Below are 16,896 nucleotides of genomic sequence, written 5' to 3' on the forward strand. Positions count from 1 at the left end.
CTCACGCCCCCACCTTCCCGCTCACAAACGCCCGGGCCGTCTCCAACGCCTCATCCACCTTGCCGGGGTCCTTGCCCCCGGCCTGCGCCATATCAGGCCGCCCGCCACCCCCGCCACCGACCACCGGCGCGACCGCCTTCACCCAATCCCCCGCCTTGAGACCTTGGCCGATCAACTCCTTCGGCACCGCGGCGAGTAGCGACACCTTGTCCCCGCTCACCCCCGCCAGCAGCAGCGGGCTCGCCGGCCGTTTCTTTCGGATCACGTCCATCGCCGTCCGCAGCGCGTTGCCGTCGGCATCCTCGAACCGCGCGACGATCGGCGACCCATCCTCCGACGCCTCCGCCACCTCCCGCGCGACATCTGCCACCGCCGACGCCGACTGCTTCGCCAAAGCCTTCTGCGCCTCCTTGAGCTTGTCCTGCAGCGACACAATCCGACCCCGCACCTCGTGCTTGATCGTCAACGGCATCACGGCTATCTCAACCTCCTTGCTCAACTCAGGCAGCACCGCCCCCAGCTTCTCCGCCGAGACCCTCGCCAGCGAATCCACCCGATTCCGCAGCATCTCGCCCATCGACTGCGCCCGATGCCCCTCCTCGCCGGTCAGCCCGACGATTCGGCGGATGCCCTTCGCGACATTCTCCTCGCTCACGATCACGAACCCCTCCGCCGCGCCCGTCTGCGTCAGGTGCGTGCCGCCGCAAAACTCGATGCTCAGCTTCGCCCACGCCTTGTGGTCGGGTTTCGCCAGCAGCTCCTTCACCGACGCACCGATCGACACCACCCGGACCTTGGGCGGGTACTTCTCGCCGAACACCGCCCGCAGGCCGTTGATCTTGAGTGCCTCCTCCTGATCCGCGACCTCCGCGTACACCGGCAGGTCCGCGGCGATGTCATCGTTGACCTGCTTCTCGAGGGCCGCGATCTGCTCCGCCGTCACCGGCGACCCGTGCGAGAAGTCGAAACGCAGACGCTCCTCATCCACCAGCGACCCGCGCTGCATCGCGTCCTCATTCACATGATCCCGCAGCGCGCGATTGAGCACATGCGTCGTTGTGTGGTTGGCCATGATCCTCCGCCGCCGCTCCTCATCGACCTCCGCGGTCACCGTCATCCGCCCGCCCGTCACCGTCCCCTGGTCGACGACGCCTAGATGGAACCAGACCGCCCCGACCTTCTGGGTGTCCTCGACGCCGACCCGGCCATCACCAAACTCCAGCGTCCCGCTGTCCCCGACCTGACCGCCGGCCTCGCCATAAAAAGGCGTCACGTCCACCACCACCGCGACCCGCTCACCCACCGTCGCCGATCCCCCCTCGACCAGCCGCCCATCCTTCTCGACAAACAGCCGCACCACCTGCTCCACGCCGGGCGTCGATAGCGTCTCGTAGCCAATAAACTCCGTCGCCCCGAGTTCGTGCTTCTGCACCAGCTCGACCAGCTGCGCCTTGAGGTCCGCCCCGCCAGCCTCACCCCGCGACACCTCCGCGTGCTCGGCCTTCGCCTTCTCATACCCCTCAAGGTCCACCGTCAGCCCTCGCTCCTCCACCATCACACGTGTCAGCGAGATCGGGAAGCCGTAGGTGGCTTCGAGGTCGAAGGCGGTCTCACCCGAAAGTGTTTCACCTTTCCGTAGCCCTTCAATGGCTCGATCAAAGATGCCAATCCCTCGCTCCAGCGTCTTGCGAAACGCCTCTTCCTCCTCGCGCAGTTCGTCCGCGACCTTGCCGGGCGACTTGGTTAGCTCCGGGAACGCGCCGCCCATGTGCTCGACGACGGCGGGCACGAGCTTGTAGAGGAACGGCTCCTCGACCCCCAGCGTCTGGTGCCCGTACCGCACCGCGCGCCTCAGGATCGTTCGCAGCACGGCGTCGCGGCCCTTGTTCCCGCAGTGCGCGCCGTCGGACAGTGCAAACGTCAGGCTGCGCACATGATCCGCGATGACTCGGTAGGCGGTGTCGATCGGGTCCTTGAGCGACTCCGCCCCGCCTTGGTACGCCCGCGCCCCGGTCACCTTTTGGATCGCGTTGAAGATGGGCATAAACACGTCGGTGTCGTAGTTGCTTAGCTTGCCCTGCAGGATCCGTACGATCCGCTCGAAGCCCATGCCGGTGTCCACGTGCTTGGCTGGCAGGGATGACAGCTTGCCGTCCGTCCCGCGGTTGAACTGGATGAACACCAGGTTCCAGATCTCGACCACCACGTCCTGGGCGTCAGCGTTGACCAGCGACCCGCCCGACTTGTCCGCGCTGCGGTCGTAGTGCAGCTCCGAGCACGGCCCGCAGGGCCCGGTGTCGCCCATCTCCCAGAAGTTGTCCTTCTTGTTGCCGGGATGCACCCGCTCTGAAGGCAGATATTTCTCCCACAGCGCCTTGGCCTCCAGGTCCGGCTCCAAGCCCTCCGAGGCGTCGCCCTGGAAGTACGTCGCGTGCAGCCGTTCGGGGTCCAGGCCCCATTGCTCGACCAGCAGCTCCCACGCCCACGCGATCGCCTCGGCCTTGAAGTAATCCCCGAACGACCAGTTTCCCAGCATCTCGAAGAAGGTGTGGTGGTAGGTATCCTTGCCCACGTCATCGAGGTCGTTGTGCTTGCCGCCGGCCCGGATGCACTTCTGGGTGTTCACGACGCGTGTCGCCTCGGGCTTCTCCGTGCCCAGGAAGTAGGGCTTGAACTGATTCATCCCGGCGTTCGCGAACAGCAGCGTCGGGTCCTCGTGCGGGACCACCGGCGACGACACGACATTCACGTGCCCGTGCTTCTTCACAAAGAAGTCGACGAACTGCTGGCGAATCTCAGAACTGGTCGGCATGGAAGGCTCTTTCTCGACGAGTGTGCTGGGCATCGAGTATAGAGTCATTCACGCCTGAGGCGGTGACTCCGATAGCTCCGTGTCGATCTCCTCCAGCCGCCGCTTCAGTTGAACCGCATCGAGCGGATCAGACGACGGTTCTCCCTCCGCGAGCGCCTTTAGCCGTGCATCGATGAGATCCCGCTCTTCCTCCAGGCTCGTCCGACGTGCCGCCTCGTCCGCCTTATCGAACAGTTGCTTCTCAACATCGCCAGCACCCTCCGCGAGCGCAGGCAGCGGCTCTGTCTCGCCTCCCTGAGGGATTGTCGTGTCCTCCATCGTTCCACGACGTTGGATCACGAGCGAAGGCGAAGCGATCTCGATACCCGCCTTGTGCAACGTCGTGAGCACATTCGACCGCAGCCTCGAGCGGACCGAGATCAGACCCGTCACATCCTCCAGCAGGCCCGCAACCCGATAGACCACCGCGTGATCTTTCAGTTCCATGATCCACACGAACGGATTCACGAGCCCGGTCAGTGTCGCCGCCTCAAGCAGCAGAGGCTCTACAGCGTGGTGCGGCGTGTCATAACCCAGCGACAACTCAGTCGAGATGATTGTCCCCCGTTCATGCAGGATTCGCACTGGATTCGTCGCCAGCAACAGGTTTGGCAGCGAGAGGAGGTCTTTGTCCTCGGTCTGCACCTCTGTGTGGAAGAGTCCCCGCTCCGTGACGCGGCCAAAGTGCTCGCCAACACGGATCCAGTCCCCGCCACGAAACGGCGCCGTCGCTCGGAGCATCAGACCCGCCATCGCGTTCGCCGCCAGCGTTGTCGAACTCAATGTGATCAACGCTGTAACGCTCAGGCCGATCAGGCTCAGCAGGTTGCCTCGTGTCGACTCCGAAACACCGAGCTCAGTACCCGGCAGTGCGAGCACGGCCATGATCACAGCAAGCAGCGTGAGCACCGCCATCGTGATCTGCCGCGGCAGCCGCTTATCAGCACTCAACTTCTGTCTGCGCAACAGCAGTAGGTCGAATAACCACAAAGCCCCGCCCATCAATCCAAGCATGACCGCGAAGGGCAACCAAACCAGAAACAAATCCGGCACCCAGGAGAAATCAACCACACCCAACATCAGAATGACAGCTGCCGCGTCAACCATGGCCAGAGTGTACAGGCACCGCAGGCGTGATCACCCGTTCCAAGGGCGTTCCTGTCTGCCGCGGGGCTGGTAGACTGCGTCAATGCCCTCTGTCTGCCTCTACTTTCAGGTCCATCAGCCCGAGCGTCTGCGCCGGTACTCCGTCTTCGACGCGGACACCAACTACTTCGATCCGGGGAAGAACGCCGAGATCCTCCGCAAGGTCGCGGCCAAGTGCTATCTGCCGACGACCGAGATCCTGCTTGAGCAGATCAACCGGCACGATGGCGCGTTCCGCGTGGCCTTTTCCCTCACCGGCACCATCATCGAGCAGTTTCAGCAGTTCGCCCCGGACGTGATCGACCGGTTTCGTGAGCTGGCGGAGACCGGGTGCGTGGAGTTCCTCGCGGAGACCTACCACCACTCGCTTGCTGCGCTGTACGACCGCGAGGAGTTCGCCGCTCAGGTCGATATGCACAGCGACCTTATCGACCGGCTGTTTAATCAGCGGCCGACGATCTTCCGCAACACCGAGCTGATTTATAACAACGACATCGCTGCCGCCGCGGCTGAGTTGGGCTACCGGGGCGTCATCGCGGAGGGCTACGATGATGCGCTCAATGGTCGGCGGCCCGACATGGTGTACCGGACGCCGGACACCGAGATCGCGCTGCTGCTGAAGAACTACAAGCTGTCGGACGACATCGCTTTTCGGTTCTCGAACACCGCCTGGGCGGAGCACCCGCTGACACCTGAGAAGATGGCGAAATGGATCCACGCGTTGGGCCGGTGCGACGAGGGCACCACGCCTGCCCCCGGCCCCGCCAGCCAGCGGGCGGCGCAGGTGTGCAATCTTTTTATGGACTTCGAGACCTTCGGCGAGCACCAGTGGGCCGAGACCGGGATTTTCGAGTTCCTGCGCGGCTTGCCCAAGCAGGTGCTCGAACAGGGCGACAACTTCCTGGTGCCGTCGGAGGCGATTGATGCTTACCCGGCGGACGACACTTACGACTGCCCGCAGATGACGTCGTGGGCGGACTCGGAGCGTGATATCTCGGCGTGGGTGGGCAACGCGATGCAGTCGTCGGCGTTGCACGAGTTGTACCGGCTGGGGTCGGCGATCAAGCGACTCGATGACGAGAAGCTGTTGACGCTGTGGCGGCGGCTGACGACTTCGGATCATTTCTATTACATGGCGACGAAGTACCACGGGGACGCGACGGTGCACGATTATTTTTCGCCTTATCAGTCGCCTTATGACGCGTACATCAACTTCATGAACGTGCTGGATAATCTGCGGGCGCGGGTTGAGGCGGCGACGCCTGCGGAGCGGCTGGCGGCGGAGTAGGGCGGGCTGTGCGCATGGGGTGTTGTGCGCTGGCGGGGGGTGATTCTGGCTGGTGGTGGGAGAGCTGGGGCCGTTTTTGGGCTGTGGCGGGGGTTGAGTGGTGAGTCTGGCGGTTTGGGCGGGTTGCTGCGGGGGTGGTTTGCGACCGGGAAACGACGGGAACGGGCCTTGATCGACCGTGAAACGACATGGATGGGGGGTGAACGGCGGTGGTTTGTGCGCATGGGGGGTGGGTGTGCGCACGGGTTAACTGCCTGAGAACGATGAGCCCGTCTCAAGGAGCGTCGGTGAGGAACGATGATGAAGGTGGTTGGCACACTTTGACTGGCCTTCGGCGTGTCAAAGTGTGGCACCCGCCATAACACTCTAACAAGGCTCGCGAATAACTCTGTCCTCTTGACTGCCTCGCCCTATCAGGGCATCTTGTGAGGCATACATCAACTTCATGAGCGTGCTCGATAATCTGCGGGCAGGTGATTTCGGCGAAGACGTAAGTTCTATACGTGGCATATTTGCGTAGACTTCAAGGGAATAGGCAGAATTAGTGAAGCGAGTAGCAAAACCATTTCGAGTCCTAGCTTTTTCCGATTCACACGGGAATGCTGACTCTATTCGTCGGCTCACAGAGTTAGAGGCAAAGAACAGATACGACGCGATATTAGCTCCTGGTGACATCGGTTCATGTGATGCTCGTGACATGAACGTGATCGACTCCATCCGTCTACTAGAGGACTTCAACTGCCCGGTCCTTTTTGTTCTTGGCAACTCAGATCCGGAATTAATTAGAAGGACAAACCATTGGCCAAGTTTTGCAGAACCACTCCATCAGCGATTAGTAACTATTTCCGGCTTCACATTCTCCGGCCTTGATGGCATTTTCGATGTTTCAGAATCACGCAGTAAGGATAATGACTATCCAATGAAGACAGCGAGAAGACTCTTAAGCGAAGCTGTAAAGAAAGACATAGATCCACGCCGTCTAATAATTACTACACATGAACGACTTCCTAAAATTCACGACGCCTGCGGCGATTGCACTCCATTAGCTTATATGTTCGGACACATCCACTCACCTGCATGTACGGAATGGAAAGAAACGACCAACATCAATACGTCAATTCTTGACGGGAATAGGTCTGCGTGGGGTGCAGGCAATTATTGGGTGATTGAGGCTTGGCGAGGAAGATTACGGGCTACACCCAAGCCTCTAAACCAGCCCAACGAGTTCAGACTAAATAACTTCCTCGAATGCATCGAACTAGTGGGCCAATCACACAGACATAAGCAGCAACTCACGATTTTCCGTCAACTATATCCCGACATTGAAATCCCGTTCTAGTTCTAAGCACTTCATGCGTAGACCTAGAGTCCCAACTCCCCCCACCTCTCCGTCACTCTTGCCTTGATCTCTTCCTCCATCTCCAGAATAGGGGGGAAGTCGCGGACGGCGTGGCCGGCGCATTCTTCGCCGGGCCATTTTTTGGTGGCGTCGAAGCCGATTTTGTGGCCGGCGCCGAGGCGGGGGGCGGCGTGGTCGAGGATGTCGAGGGGGCCGTTGACGATTTCGAGGTCGCGGCCGGGGTCGCAGTTGGCGGCGATGTGGAAGAGGACGGCTTCCTGGTCGTGGACGTTGACGTCGTGGTCGACGACGACGATGGACTTGGTCCAGGCCATCTGGCCGGCGCCCCAGATGGCGTGCATGACGCGGCGGGCCTGGAGGGGGTAGCTCTTGCGGATCTTGACGAAGGCGCAGTTGTGGAAGGTGCCGAACATGGGGAGGTGGTAGTCCTCGATGTCGGGGATGAGGGTTTTGAGGAGCGGGAGGAAGAGGCGTTCGGTGGCTTTGCCGAGGTAGTAGTCCTCCTGTGGCGGGAGGCCGACGATGGTGGAGGGGTAGACGGGTGCTTTGCGGTGGGTGACGGCGGTGACGGTGAAGATCGGGTAGCGGTCGGGGAGGGAGTAGAAGCCGGTGTGGTCGCCGAAGGGCCCTTCGAAGACGGCACCGGGTCCGAGTTCTTCGACGCGGCCGTCGGCTCGGACGACGCGGGGGTCGAAGCCGATCCCCGCCGCTTCGGTGCTGACGTAGCCCTCGATGACGAGTTCGGCGTTGGCGGGGACGTGCATGTCGATGGTTCTGCACTTGACGAGCGGGATGGAGGCTCCGTTGAGGAATCCGGCCATGAGGAGTTCGGAGATGCCGGGCGGGAGCGGGGCTGTGGCGGCGTAGGGGAGGACGCTTTCGCCGCCGAGGACGATGGCGGCGGGCATGCCGGCGTCGGGCTTGCCGAGTTTTTTGTTGTGCGCTTTCCAGGCCCGCCAGTGTCTTGCGCCATCGTGGTGGACGTGCCAGTGCATGGCGGTGTGGTTTTTGTCGATGAGCTGGGCGCGGTACATGCCGATGTTGCGTGACGGGCGCGGCTCGCCCTCGGGCTTGCCGGCGTCGTCGGGGTGGATCGTGTAGATCCCCGCCAACGTGATGTAGCGCCCCTGCCCCGCGTGGGTGCCCGATTGTTCTGGCGTCCATGGGTATCCGCAGGAGGTTGGGTCGCCGTCGCCGGGCCAGCACTTGATGATGGGGAGTTCGAAGAGGTCGATCTCGTCGCCCTGGCGGACGACTTCCTGGCAGATGCCGGTGCGGACGACCTTGGGCGGGAGGCTGGCGATCTTGGCCAGTTCGAGGCCTTTTTTCATTTTGGCGAGGAGGGTGGTTGGCGGCTCGGGCTTGACGATGTCGGCGATTTTCCCGGCGAGGGCTTCGAGGCCGCCCTGCTCGCAGCCGAAGGCCATCTCGACGCGGCGGTAGCTGCCGAAGAGGTTCATGGCGAGGGGCATCTGCGCGCCCTCGATGTTTTCAAAGAGGAGCCCGTGCCCGCCCCGGTCGGCCTGGGCGGGATCGAACGAACTCGCGTGCTGCGAGGTGTGAGCCGCTTTCGATTTGCTGACGCGGTCGGTGATCTCGGTCACTTCGAGGATCGGGGAGACCTTTGGGCGGATGCGCTTGAGTTCGCCTGCGGCGTCGAGTGCTTCGATGAAGTCCTGGAGGTTGGTGTAGGGCATGCCATGAGGATAGGTCGGACTCACGATCCGGGCTCATGGACCTTAACGAGCGCTTCGCTGAGTGCCGGATTCCCGCTCAGGTCCTGCTGTGAGCCGACGAAGACGGCGCGAGTGAGTCTTGAGCCGTCGGCTTTGGACCAGTCTCTTGGGAAGTCGGGGTGGTCGGGCTGGGTTCGTGTTGTGTAGGCATAGGGGAAGAGGTCGCGTAGCCGATTCAGGACCCAGAGCCGTGTTGGACGGCAACCGAAGCCGCTGACGGCCTGTGAGGGGCAGTGCGCGACTTCTGTTGCGAGCTCGATCTGGTCCTCATCGCCGAGAGCGACGCAGGTTGAGATCACCATGAAGGCGTCGCAGCGCTTGGCGAGCCATTGCATTGCTTCCAGGGGTTGGGCGAGGTGGTAGAGGACGCCGTAGGCGAAGACGATGTCGAAGCGTTCTTCCCAGGCGGGAGGTTTGTCGAGGTCCCAGACTTTGACCTTGGCTTGCGCTTCGCGATAGCGGTCGCGATAGACGGCGGCGTTGTCTTCGCGAGGTTCGATGGAGACGACCTTGCAGCCTCGATCGAGCCAGAAGCCGGTGAGTTCACCGATGCCGGCTCCGGCTTCGAGGACGCGCTTGCTGTGCAGATCGAGACCGAGGCTTGCGAGGTGTTCGAGGCGTCGGCTGTTGATGCGGAGCGCCTCGGGCTTGCGGAACTCCGCGACCGGATCAGATCGCGTCAACATCGCCCCCTTCGAAGTCGACGGCGCGGGTCTTGGTCTCCATGCGGCGTTTTTCGACGTGCTCGCGAATGAGGTCGCGCACCTCTCGCGCCTTGCGGACGGCGCGGATGGTCATGACGGGGTGCGTACGGTCGGAGGTTTCCATGACGATGTCGCCGAGGCCGAAGATGCGGTACCAGAACGGCTGGTGGATGGTCAGGTCGCGCACGCGATAGAGTTCGAGGTCATCGGTGGTGCGTGAGAGGACGCCGGTCACCACTTGGATACGCTGGGTGGACAACTCGAAGCCCCAGCAGGCCAGCTCGAGCCATTTCCACATTGCGTGGCACGCTGGCAGCAAGACCGCGAGCCCGACATAGAAGCCGGCCGGCGAATCCTCCATGCGCAGGTTCAGCGCGATCCCGCACACGATCAACAGCAGGCCGATCGCGCCATCCATGACGTAGACCGGGAGGTTGAGGACCTGTGAGGGACCGCCCTTCCAGAGCTCGCGTTCGGGTGCATTGACTTCCGGCCCGGCTTGCTTGGCGCGCAGCTCGCTCACCTCAGCCCCCTGTTGCGCGTTTTGCCGCGCGGCCCATGAAGGTCGCATCGACCGAGAAGGGCCCGCCACCGACGACGACGATGTGCGCGGCGATCACACAGAGGAAGACGTTGGTGTGGAAGACGCCGGGCCCGCCGCCGCTGAGGCCGTTCGCCATCATCAGGGCGATGGTGAAGCTCAGGGACATCAGGAAGGTCAGGGCGGCGTTGATCTTGGTGAACAAGCCGATCGCCAGGAGCGCGCCGACCACGACTTCTGCCCAGGGCAGGGCGTAGCCGTAGGGGGCCGCGAGCGCATTCGGAAGCCAGGAGGGCTGCATCGCCTTGAAGGGACCGTTGTAGAACGAGCCGATGCCGTCGTTTAGCTCTCCCTGGACCTTGGCCACGCCGGCACCGAGGAAATAGAGCCCCAGGAGCACGCGGTTGAGGGCGATCAGGAACACTGAGGCACGTCCAGCTTGAGCCATGATGAATCCTTTCTAAAGGTCCGAGTCATTCTAACTCCCCAGCTCCCGGCCACGATCTCGTGCGGCCACGATGGCTTTTACGATCGCCTGACGGACGCCGGCGGCCTCCAGCGTGTTGATGGCCGCCTCGGTGGTCCCACCGGGGCTCGTTACTCGTCTGCGCAGGTCTGCGGCGGACTCATCCGAGCGTGCCAGCAGCTCGGCGGCACCGGAGAGTGTCTGGCGGACGAGTTTTTGCGCGTCGTCCTCGAGCTCGACGACGCCGGCGGCCTCCATCATGGCTTCGGCGAGATAGAAGAGGTACGCCGGGCCTGAGCCGGATACTGCGGTGACTGCATCCATGAGTGATTCGTCGATCCGGACGACTTCGCCGCCGGCCTCGAAGAGCCGCACTGTGAGTTCATCATCACCCTCGCGGGCATCGGGACCGAGGCAGACCCCCGCCATGCCTTTGCCGACCATCACGGGTGTGTTGGGCATGACGCGGACGACGCGCAAGCGTTTGCCCACGGCGTCGGCGATTTTCGTGGTGCCCATCCCTGCCATGATCGAGATCACGATGTGCTCATCGCCCAGCCCCTTTAACTCGCTGGCGATCTTTGTGAGCACCTGCGGTTTGATGGACAGCATCACCTGGCTGCAGGCCCTCACGAGTTCATCGTTTGAGTCTGCGACGCGGACGCCCATCGCCTCGAAGACGGCCAGCCGCTGCGCTGACGGGTCTGCGGCGATCATCTGATTGGCGTGCAGCACGCCCGCGCTGATGGCGCTGCGGGCGATTGCTTCGGCCATGTTGCCTGCTCCGACAAAACCAAGCATCCCGTCACTCAAGACTGTGCCTCTCTCTCAGCAAGCCATGTATCGCGCTTCGCCTTCGCCGATTCCAGTAGCTCCAGCAGGCGTGGCTGATCATCGCGCTCCACCAGCTCGGCCATGGCGGATATCCGTTTGGCGTAACCGCGCAGCACCTCCGCGAGCGCTGCACGGTTCTCGTGAATGATGTCGGCGCGCATGGGCGGGTTGCTGCTGGCCAGTCGGCTGGTGTCCTTGAGGCCGGTCGAGGCGACCTGCCAGCCGCCAAGTTCGGAGACGACGCCGATCAAACCCACCGCCGCGAGGTGCGGGAGATGGCTGACTGCGGCCATGCACCGATCGTGCTCGTCCGGGTCCATGCGTACGACCGACATCCAAACCCCGCGCCAGAGTTGTTCCACTAACTCGATCGCATCGGCGTCATCCTGCTGCCCCGCGGTGATCACGCACGGTTTGCCGCGTAGCAGGTCTGCGGTCGCGGCTTCGGGGCCGGCCTGCTCACTGCCGGCCATCGGATGGGCCCCCACCACTCGTTTTGCGCCCTCGCCGAAGATCTCTTGAGCGAGTCGCATGACGCCCGCCTTGGTCGAACCCACGTCCGTCACGACCGCGCCCGAGGCCAGGACTGAGTCCTTGATGGCGTGGAACACCGCCTCGAACCCCCCGAGCGGCACCGCCACCACGATCAGCCCGGCTCCCTTCGCCGCCTCGCCGGCATCGAGTGATATTTCATCTACACAGCCCCGCTCCAGCGCCACTCGACCCACCTCTTCTCGCCGGGCCACGCCGACGATCCGGCCACGAAAACCCGCGGCTTTGGCCGCCAGCCCCACGCTCGCGCCGAGGAGCCCAGTCCCTACGATCACCAGCTTGTCCACGCCATCAAGCATCCGGCAGAGCCTCCATCACGCCGGAGCACCCTACCCAGTTTCCGCCCGGCCCGCGATCCTTGTAAAATCGTATCCCTATGTCACAAGCACCCACCGCCAACCCCCTGTACGAACTCGACTTCGAACGGCCCGTCCTCGCGCTCGAACGGCAGATCGCCGAGCTTGAAGCCGCTGGCACCGGGCCGGCCAACGGGGTCGATCTCTCTTCTGAGGTCAAAAAAGTCCGGCAGTCGCACCAGGCGATGCTCAAGAAGATCTACACCAAGCTCTCGCCGTGGAACACGGTCAAGGTTGCCCGTCACCCCAACCGGCCGCAGTCGATCGACTACATCAAGAGTTTCGTCAAGGACTACGCCGAGATCCATGGCGACCGGTGCTTTGGCGACGACCCGGCGATCATGGCCGGCTTCGGGCGGATCGGTCCGCACAAGGCGATGATCATCGGGCACCGAAAGGGCAAGGACACCAAAGAGAAGATCCGGTGCCACTTCGGCTGCGCTCACCCCGAGGGCTACCGCAAGGCCCTGCGGGCGATGAAGCTTGCCGAGAAGTTCAACCTCCCGGTCATCTGCCTGATCGACACGCCCGGTGCCTACCCCGGCATCGGCGCCGAGGAGCGCGGGCAAGCCCAAGCCATCGCCGAGAACCTGCGCGAAATGGCCAGACTCCAGACGCCGATCATCGCCGCGGTCATCGGCGAAGGTGCCTCCGGTGGGGCGCTGGGGATTGGTGTTGCGGACCGCATGGCGATGATGCAGTTCGCCTGGTACACGGTGATCTCGCCGGAGGGCTGTGCGGCTATTTTGTGGAAAGAGGCGAACCCCGAGACCAACAACGCCGCCGCTGAAGCGCTCAAGCTCACCGCCAAAGACAACGTCTCGCTGGGGACCATCGACGACATCATCGACGAACCTCTCGGCGGAGCCCACCGCAACCTCGCCCAGGCCGCGACCTCACTCGAGGCGTACCTGACCCAGACGCTGCGCGAACTCAAGCGGTTCAAGATCGAGAATCTTGTCGCGAAGCGGTACCAGCGGCTGCGGGCTATAGGGGAATATGCTCAAGGCTAAACCTGTCTCGTATGCGTAGTGTTAAGTATGCTCCACTACGACCCCGATCCCGGAACGTCAGCTCTTACGGTGGGCCTCATCGTCTTCGTTCTGGCTGGCCTGGGCGGGCCCATCCTCGCGGTTTTTCTATTCTGGTTGCTCTGAGGCTGTGTCTCGCTCTTGATTTCCCTATCTGGCTGTCTATATTCGTATAGACGAATATGACCTACACCTCACCATCACCGATCGATAGCCTCTTTCGCGCCTTTGCCGACCGCACCCGGCTGCGCATCCTCAACCTGCTTAGCGACCACGATGAGCTGTGCGTCTGCGACATCATTGCTGCGCTTGACCTCCCCCAGGCGAAAGTCTCCCGGCACCTCGCCTACCTCCGCCGCGCCGGCCTTGTCGATACCCGGCGCGAAGGCCAGTGGGTCCACTACCGACTCCGCCAGGCCAGCTCCCCCCTGCACACCCGCCTGCTCGACTGCCTGCGTTGCTGCCTCCACGAGGTCCCCGAACTCAAGGCCGATCGCCAACGCCTCGCTCGCTGCTGTACCTGACTTGTTTTCGCCCTGTTAATCCGTCTGAACTAGGACCGAAGGAACCCGCCATGACCAACCCGACCCACATCATTCGCGACAAGTACGCCGAAACTGCCCGCTCAGGGCTCTCCTCGGAGGACGCCAACGTCGCCGCCGTCGCGCGGGCCTTCGGCTACTCCGCTGAGGACCTCAAGGCGATCCCCGCCGAAGCCAACATGGGGCTCTCGTGCGGGAACCCGATTGCGCTGGCCAACCTCAAGCCGGGCGAGACCGTCGTCGATCTCGGCTCGGGCGGGGGGCTCGATGTCTTCCTCGCCGCTCAGAAGGTCGGCCCCTCCGGTCGCGCTATCGGGATCGACATGACGCCCGACATGATCAACCTCGCCCAACAGAACGCCCTCAAAGGGCCAGGCGGCGAGCCCTACGCCAACACCGAGTTCATCCTGGGCAGCATCGACCGGCTCCCGCTGCCCGACCGGACCGCCGACGTCGTGATCTCCAACTGCGTGATCAACCTGGCTTCCGACAAGAACGCCGTCTTCCGCGAGATCTTCCGCGTTCTCAAGCCGGGCGGGCGGATCGCCATCTCGGATATCGCGCTGAAGCACGACCTCCCCGATGAACTTGCTCACAACGCCGCAGCGCTGGTCGGCTGCATCGCCGGTGCCATCCCGATCACCGATTTCGAGCAAGGCCTTAAAGACGCCGGCTTCGACCAGGTCGCCATCATCGACGCTCAGGCTGACCTCACCGCCTACGCCAAGGTCGATGGCCAGGCTGCCTGCTGCACGCCAAGCCCCGTCGAGACGACCTCCTCATCATCCCTGCCCATCGCCGAGTCATCCTGCTGCACCCCGGCCAAACCGATGCACCGCGACCTCGCCGATCTCTTTGCCAAGTACGACGTCAACCACTACGCGGCCTCGGTCAAAGTTTTCGCCATCAAACCCAACTAAATCAAGCCTCACCACACGCGGCGTGTCTTAGCGGGCACGCCTCGCCTTCACATCACGGCCACAAGCCGTTACGATCACGCCACATACAGTCCTTCCCCACCCACCCGATCCGGCCATCGCGCGGCCAACAAGCTGCGCCCCACCCGGCCGAAACACGGTCGATTCTGACCGACCAACTCATCTAAAACCCCACCAAGCCAAGGTGCTCGCACACCCATGCTCAACTTTTTCATCAAACGCACCGCTGGCGTGAAAGACGAACTGCTCTCGGGACTCACGGTCGCGCTGGCGATGGTCCCCGAGGCCGTCGCCTTCGCGCTGATCGCCGGCCTGGCTCCGCTCACCGGTCTCTACGCTGCCTTTACCGTCGGGCTGATCACCGCTGTCATTGGCGGGCGGCCCGGCATGATCTCGGGGGCCACCGGTGCTCTCGCCGTGGTCATCGTCTCGCTGGTCCGCGACCACGGACCGGAGTACATCTTCCCCGCCGTCGTGCTGATGGGCATCATCCAGATCGGCGTCGGTATCGCGCGGCTGGGCAAGCTCATCCGGCTGGTGCCTCACCCGGTCATGCTCGGCTTCGTCAACGGACTCGCCATCGTGATCTTCATGGCTCAGCTCGAGAGTTTCCATGTCCCTGTCGAAGGCGCCGCTCTGACCGCCACTGACGGCCACGGCCACGCCGTTACCCAATGGATGACCGGCACCCCGCTGTTCATCATGATCGGTCTCGTCGCGTTGACGATGGCGATCATCACCTTTCTGCCTCGCCTGACCCGGGCGATCCCCGCCACGCTCGCGGGCATCGTCATCACCACGCTGATTGCGACCTTCCTTCTGCCCGTCTTCGGACTCGATACCCGCACCGTGCAGGACCTGGCCGGCTCGATCAAAGGCGGGTTTCCCACCTTCGAGTTCCCGGTCAGCCCGATGACCTGGGGTTCGCTGCTGACCCTCGACACCTTCTGGATCATCCTGCCCTACTCCCTGATCCTCGCCGCGGTCGGACTCATCGAGTCCCTGATGACCATGTCGCTGATCGACGAGATCACGGAGACTCGCGGGCGCGGTAACCGTGAGTGCATCGGTCAGGGCGTCGCCAACATCACGACCGGTATGTTCGGCGGGATGGGCGGATGCGCCATGATCGGGCAGTCGCTGATCAACGTGAACTCGGGCGGGCGACGGCGCATCTCGGGTATCGCCGCGGCCCTCTTTCTGCTGCTGTTTATCATGTTTCTCTCGCCCATCATCGAGGTCATCCCGATGGCCGCGCTCGTTGGTGTCATGTTCATGGTCGTGATCGGAACCTTCGAGTGGGCGTCGCTTCGCATGTATAAGCGAGTCCCCACCTCCGACCTCTTTGTCATGATCACCGTCACCGGCGTCACCGTCTTTCTGCACAACCTTGCGCTGGCTGTGTTCATCGGCGTGATCATCGCGGCGCTTGTGTTCGCGTGGCAGCAGGCCACCTACCTCGCCGCCGACATCAAGCACAACGAGCACGGCAGCAAGATCTACCAGCTCCACGGGCCCTTGTTCTTCGCCTCCGTCACGCGCTTTCGCGACCTCTTTGACCCCGCTAACGATCCCGATGACGTGGTCATCGACTTCTACTACACCCGCGTGCTCGATCAGTCAGGCCTCGAAGCCATCAACGCGCTCGCGACCCGCTACGCCAACGCCGGCAAGCGTCTCCATCTGACCCATCTCAGCGCCGAGTGCCGCGATCTTCTGGACAAAGCCGCTGAGTTCGTCGAAGTCAACATCTCAGAAGACCCGCAGTACCACGTCTCGACCGACCGTCTCGCGTAAACCACGCATCAGCTGACAACAGCGGACGAGTTACCACGACTGGCTTGCTCCTGCGCCGTCAGCATGAGCGATGAACCTCAGACGCCGATCTGGACGGCACCATAACCCTCCCAGATGAGAGCTCCGCAGGGACTATGGTGGGATTATCCTCATTGATCGCAACTCATCAAAAGATAAAATGGTCTCTCAAAAGGAGGCTCAGCATGCCTCGCGTAACCACCCTGCTCCTTGGCATCGCCCTGGTCATCATCACCCTGATCACCGCCTCTCCCGCCGCTCCACCACCCGACAAGATCCGGATAGGCGTCTACGATACCCGGGCCATCGCCATCGCCTACGCCAACTCAGCCGAGTTTCAGACCGTGATACGCGAGAAGAAGCTCGAACAGCAGGCTGCTGTACAGCGCAACGACACCGAAGAAGCCCAGCGACTCGAAGCCTGGGGGCAGACCCTCCAACTGAAACTCCACTTCCAAGGCTTCTGCCGCGTCCCCGTCTCCGACATCCTCCAACCTCACAAGGATCAACTCAATCAGATCGCCGCAAAGCTTCAGTTGGCCGCCATCACCTCATCCTGCGACCTGACCGTCGAGAACACCATCACGGTCGATATCACCACCGAACTCGTCAAAATCTTCGATCCTTCCGAAAAAACGCTCGAGATGACCCAGAGCATCAGCGAGCATCAACCTCTACCCCTGACCGATGTCGCCAACATGCCAGCCCACCACTAATCAGTCTCAGATTGTCACTC

At 62.7% G+C, this 16,896-nt stretch carries 15 protein-coding genes; 7 read left to right on the forward strand and 8 right to left on the reverse strand.

The window, feature by feature from the left end; genetic code table 11:
• Window position 1: 1 nt before the first annotated feature.
• Window positions 2-2,812 carry an alanine--tRNA ligase gene (alaS, locus tag RIG82_13395; protein ID MEQ9461937.1) on the reverse strand — a complete coding sequence of 937 codons (2,811 nt, stop codon included), beginning with the start codon at window positions 2,810-2,812 and terminating at the stop codon, window positions 2-4.
• Between the two features lie 48 nt (window positions 2,813-2,860).
• The gene (locus RIG82_13400) at window positions 2,861-3,958 is read right to left on the reverse strand and encodes a mechanosensitive ion channel (GenBank protein MEQ9461938.1); all 1,098 of its coding nucleotides are present in this window, start codon (window positions 3,956-3,958) and stop codon (window positions 2,861-2,863) included.
• An 82-nt stretch (window positions 3,959-4,040) separates the two neighbouring features.
• On the opposite strand from RIG82_13400, the gene RIG82_13405 reads away from it, so the two are divergent.
• Window positions 4,041-5,285 carry a glycoside hydrolase family 57 protein gene (locus RIG82_13405; GenBank protein MEQ9461939.1) on the forward strand — a complete coding sequence of 415 codons (1,245 nt, stop codon included), beginning with the start codon at window positions 4,041-4,043 and terminating at the stop codon, window positions 5,283-5,285.
• Window positions 5,286-5,829: 544 nt separating this feature from the next.
• Window positions 5,830-6,624, forward strand: coding sequence for a metallophosphoesterase family protein (locus tag RIG82_13410; GenBank protein ID MEQ9461940.1), 795 nt, complete (start codon window positions 5,830-5,832; stop codon window positions 6,622-6,624).
• Between the two features lie 23 nt (window positions 6,625-6,647).
• Here RIG82_13410 and RIG82_13415 read toward each other — a convergent pair whose 3' ends face one another.
• The 6 genes from RIG82_13415 to RIG82_13440 are packed head-to-tail and all read right to left on the reverse strand — an operon-like array spanning window position 6,648 to window position 11,777.
• Window positions 6,648-8,342, reverse strand: a complete 1,695-nt coding sequence (locus RIG82_13415; protein MEQ9461941.1) for a UbiD family decarboxylase — start codon at window positions 8,340-8,342, stop codon at window positions 6,648-6,650.
• Between the two features lie 20 nt (window positions 8,343-8,362).
• Window positions 8,363-9,067 carry a methyltransferase domain-containing protein gene (locus tag RIG82_13420; protein MEQ9461942.1) on the reverse strand — a complete coding sequence of 235 codons (705 nt, stop codon included), beginning with the start codon at window positions 9,065-9,067 and terminating at the stop codon, window positions 8,363-8,365.
• Window positions 9,051-9,608: a PH domain-containing protein gene (locus RIG82_13425; protein MEQ9461943.1), complete on the reverse strand. Its 558-nt coding sequence runs from the start codon at window positions 9,606-9,608 to the stop codon at window positions 9,051-9,053. Before RIG82_13425 ends, RIG82_13420 begins: the two co-directional genes overlap by 17 nt.
• 1 nt (window position 9,609) lies before the next feature.
• The gene (locus RIG82_13430; protein MEQ9461944.1) at window positions 9,610-10,074 is read right to left on the reverse strand and encodes a DoxX family protein; all 465 of its coding nucleotides are present in this window, start codon (window positions 10,072-10,074) and stop codon (window positions 9,610-9,612) included.
• A gap of 30 nt (window positions 10,075-10,104) precedes the next feature.
• The gene (gene proC, locus RIG82_13435; GenBank protein ID MEQ9461945.1) at window positions 10,105-10,893 is read right to left on the reverse strand and encodes a pyrroline-5-carboxylate reductase; all 789 of its coding nucleotides are present in this window, start codon (window positions 10,891-10,893) and stop codon (window positions 10,105-10,107) included.
• 8 nt (window positions 10,894-10,901) lie between these two features.
• Complete coding sequence (locus RIG82_13440) at window positions 10,902-11,777, reverse strand: prephenate dehydrogenase (protein ID MEQ9461946.1); 876 nt, start codon at window positions 11,775-11,777, stop codon at window positions 10,902-10,904.
• Window positions 11,778-11,854: 77 nt separating this feature from the next.
• On the opposite strand from RIG82_13440, the gene RIG82_13445 reads away from it, so the two are divergent.
• The 5 genes from RIG82_13445 to RIG82_13465 all read left to right on the forward strand — a co-directional run bounded on the left by RIG82_13445 (window position 11,855) and on the right by RIG82_13465 (window position 16,876).
• Window positions 11,855-12,847, forward strand: coding sequence for an acetyl-CoA carboxylase carboxyltransferase subunit alpha (locus RIG82_13445; protein MEQ9461947.1), 993 nt, complete (start codon window positions 11,855-11,857; stop codon window positions 12,845-12,847).
• 200 nt (window positions 12,848-13,047) lie between these two features.
• Window positions 13,048-13,389: a metalloregulator ArsR/SmtB family transcription factor gene (locus RIG82_13450; GenBank protein ID MEQ9461948.1), complete on the forward strand. Its 342-nt coding sequence runs from the start codon at window positions 13,048-13,050 to the stop codon at window positions 13,387-13,389.
• 50 nt (window positions 13,390-13,439) lie between these two features.
• Window positions 13,440-14,327, forward strand: a complete 888-nt coding sequence (gene arsM / locus RIG82_13455) for an arsenite methyltransferase (GenBank protein MEQ9461949.1) — start codon at window positions 13,440-13,442, stop codon at window positions 14,325-14,327.
• A 216-nt stretch (window positions 14,328-14,543) separates the two neighbouring features.
• On the forward strand, window positions 14,544-16,142 hold the full coding sequence (locus tag RIG82_13460) for a SulP family inorganic anion transporter (GenBank protein MEQ9461950.1): 1,599 nt from the start codon (window positions 14,544-14,546) through the stop codon (window positions 16,140-16,142).
• Between the two features lie 203 nt (window positions 16,143-16,345).
• Window positions 16,346-16,876, forward strand: coding sequence for a hypothetical protein (locus tag RIG82_13465; protein ID MEQ9461951.1), 531 nt, complete (start codon window positions 16,346-16,348; stop codon window positions 16,874-16,876).
• The last annotated feature ends 20 nt before the right edge of the window (window positions 16,877-16,896 follow it).

The organism is Phycisphaeraceae bacterium, assembly GCA_040222855.1.
Classification (GTDB): domain Bacteria; phylum Planctomycetota; class Phycisphaerae; order Phycisphaerales; family Phycisphaeraceae; genus Mucisphaera.

What these genes read in the sequence shown, in the direction of transcription:
- alaS (MEQ9461937.1), bottom strand. Translation starts at nt 2,812, where the DNA reads ATGCCGACCAGTTCTGAGATTCGCCAGCAGTTCGTCGACTTCTTTGTG.
- RIG82_13400 (MEQ9461938.1), bottom strand. Translation starts at nt 3,958, where the DNA reads ATGGTTGACGCGGCAGCTGTCATTCTGATGTTGGGTGTGGTTGATTTC.
- RIG82_13405 (MEQ9461939.1), top strand. Translation starts at nt 4,041, where the DNA reads ATGCCCTCTGTCTGCCTCTACTTTCAGGTCCATCAGCCCGAGCGTCTG.
- RIG82_13415 (MEQ9461941.1), bottom strand. Translation starts at nt 8,342, where the DNA reads ATGCCCTACACCAACCTCCAGGACTTCATCGAAGCACTCGACGCCGCA.
- RIG82_13420 (MEQ9461942.1), bottom strand. Translation starts at nt 9,067, where the DNA reads ATGTTGACGCGATCTGATCCGGTCGCGGAGTTCCGCAAGCCCGAGGCG.
- RIG82_13430 (MEQ9461944.1), bottom strand. Translation starts at nt 10,074, where the DNA reads ATGGCTCAAGCTGGACGTGCCTCAGTGTTCCTGATCGCCCTCAACCGC.
- proC (MEQ9461945.1), bottom strand. Translation starts at nt 10,893, where the DNA reads ATGCTTGGTTTTGTCGGAGCAGGCAACATGGCCGAAGCAATCGCCCGC.
- RIG82_13440 (MEQ9461946.1), bottom strand. Translation starts at nt 11,777, where the DNA reads ATGCTTGATGGCGTGGACAAGCTGGTGATCGTAGGGACTGGGCTCCTC.
- RIG82_13445 (MEQ9461947.1), top strand. Translation starts at nt 11,855, where the DNA reads ATGTCACAAGCACCCACCGCCAACCCCCTGTACGAACTCGACTTCGAA.
- RIG82_13450 (MEQ9461948.1), top strand. Translation starts at nt 13,048, where the DNA reads ATGACCTACACCTCACCATCACCGATCGATAGCCTCTTTCGCGCCTTT.
- arsM (MEQ9461949.1), top strand. Translation starts at nt 13,440, where the DNA reads ATGACCAACCCGACCCACATCATTCGCGACAAGTACGCCGAAACTGCC.
- RIG82_13460 (MEQ9461950.1), top strand. Translation starts at nt 14,544, where the DNA reads ATGCTCAACTTTTTCATCAAACGCACCGCTGGCGTGAAAGACGAACTG.
- RIG82_13465 (MEQ9461951.1), top strand. Translation starts at nt 16,346, where the DNA reads ATGCCTCGCGTAACCACCCTGCTCCTTGGCATCGCCCTGGTCATCATC.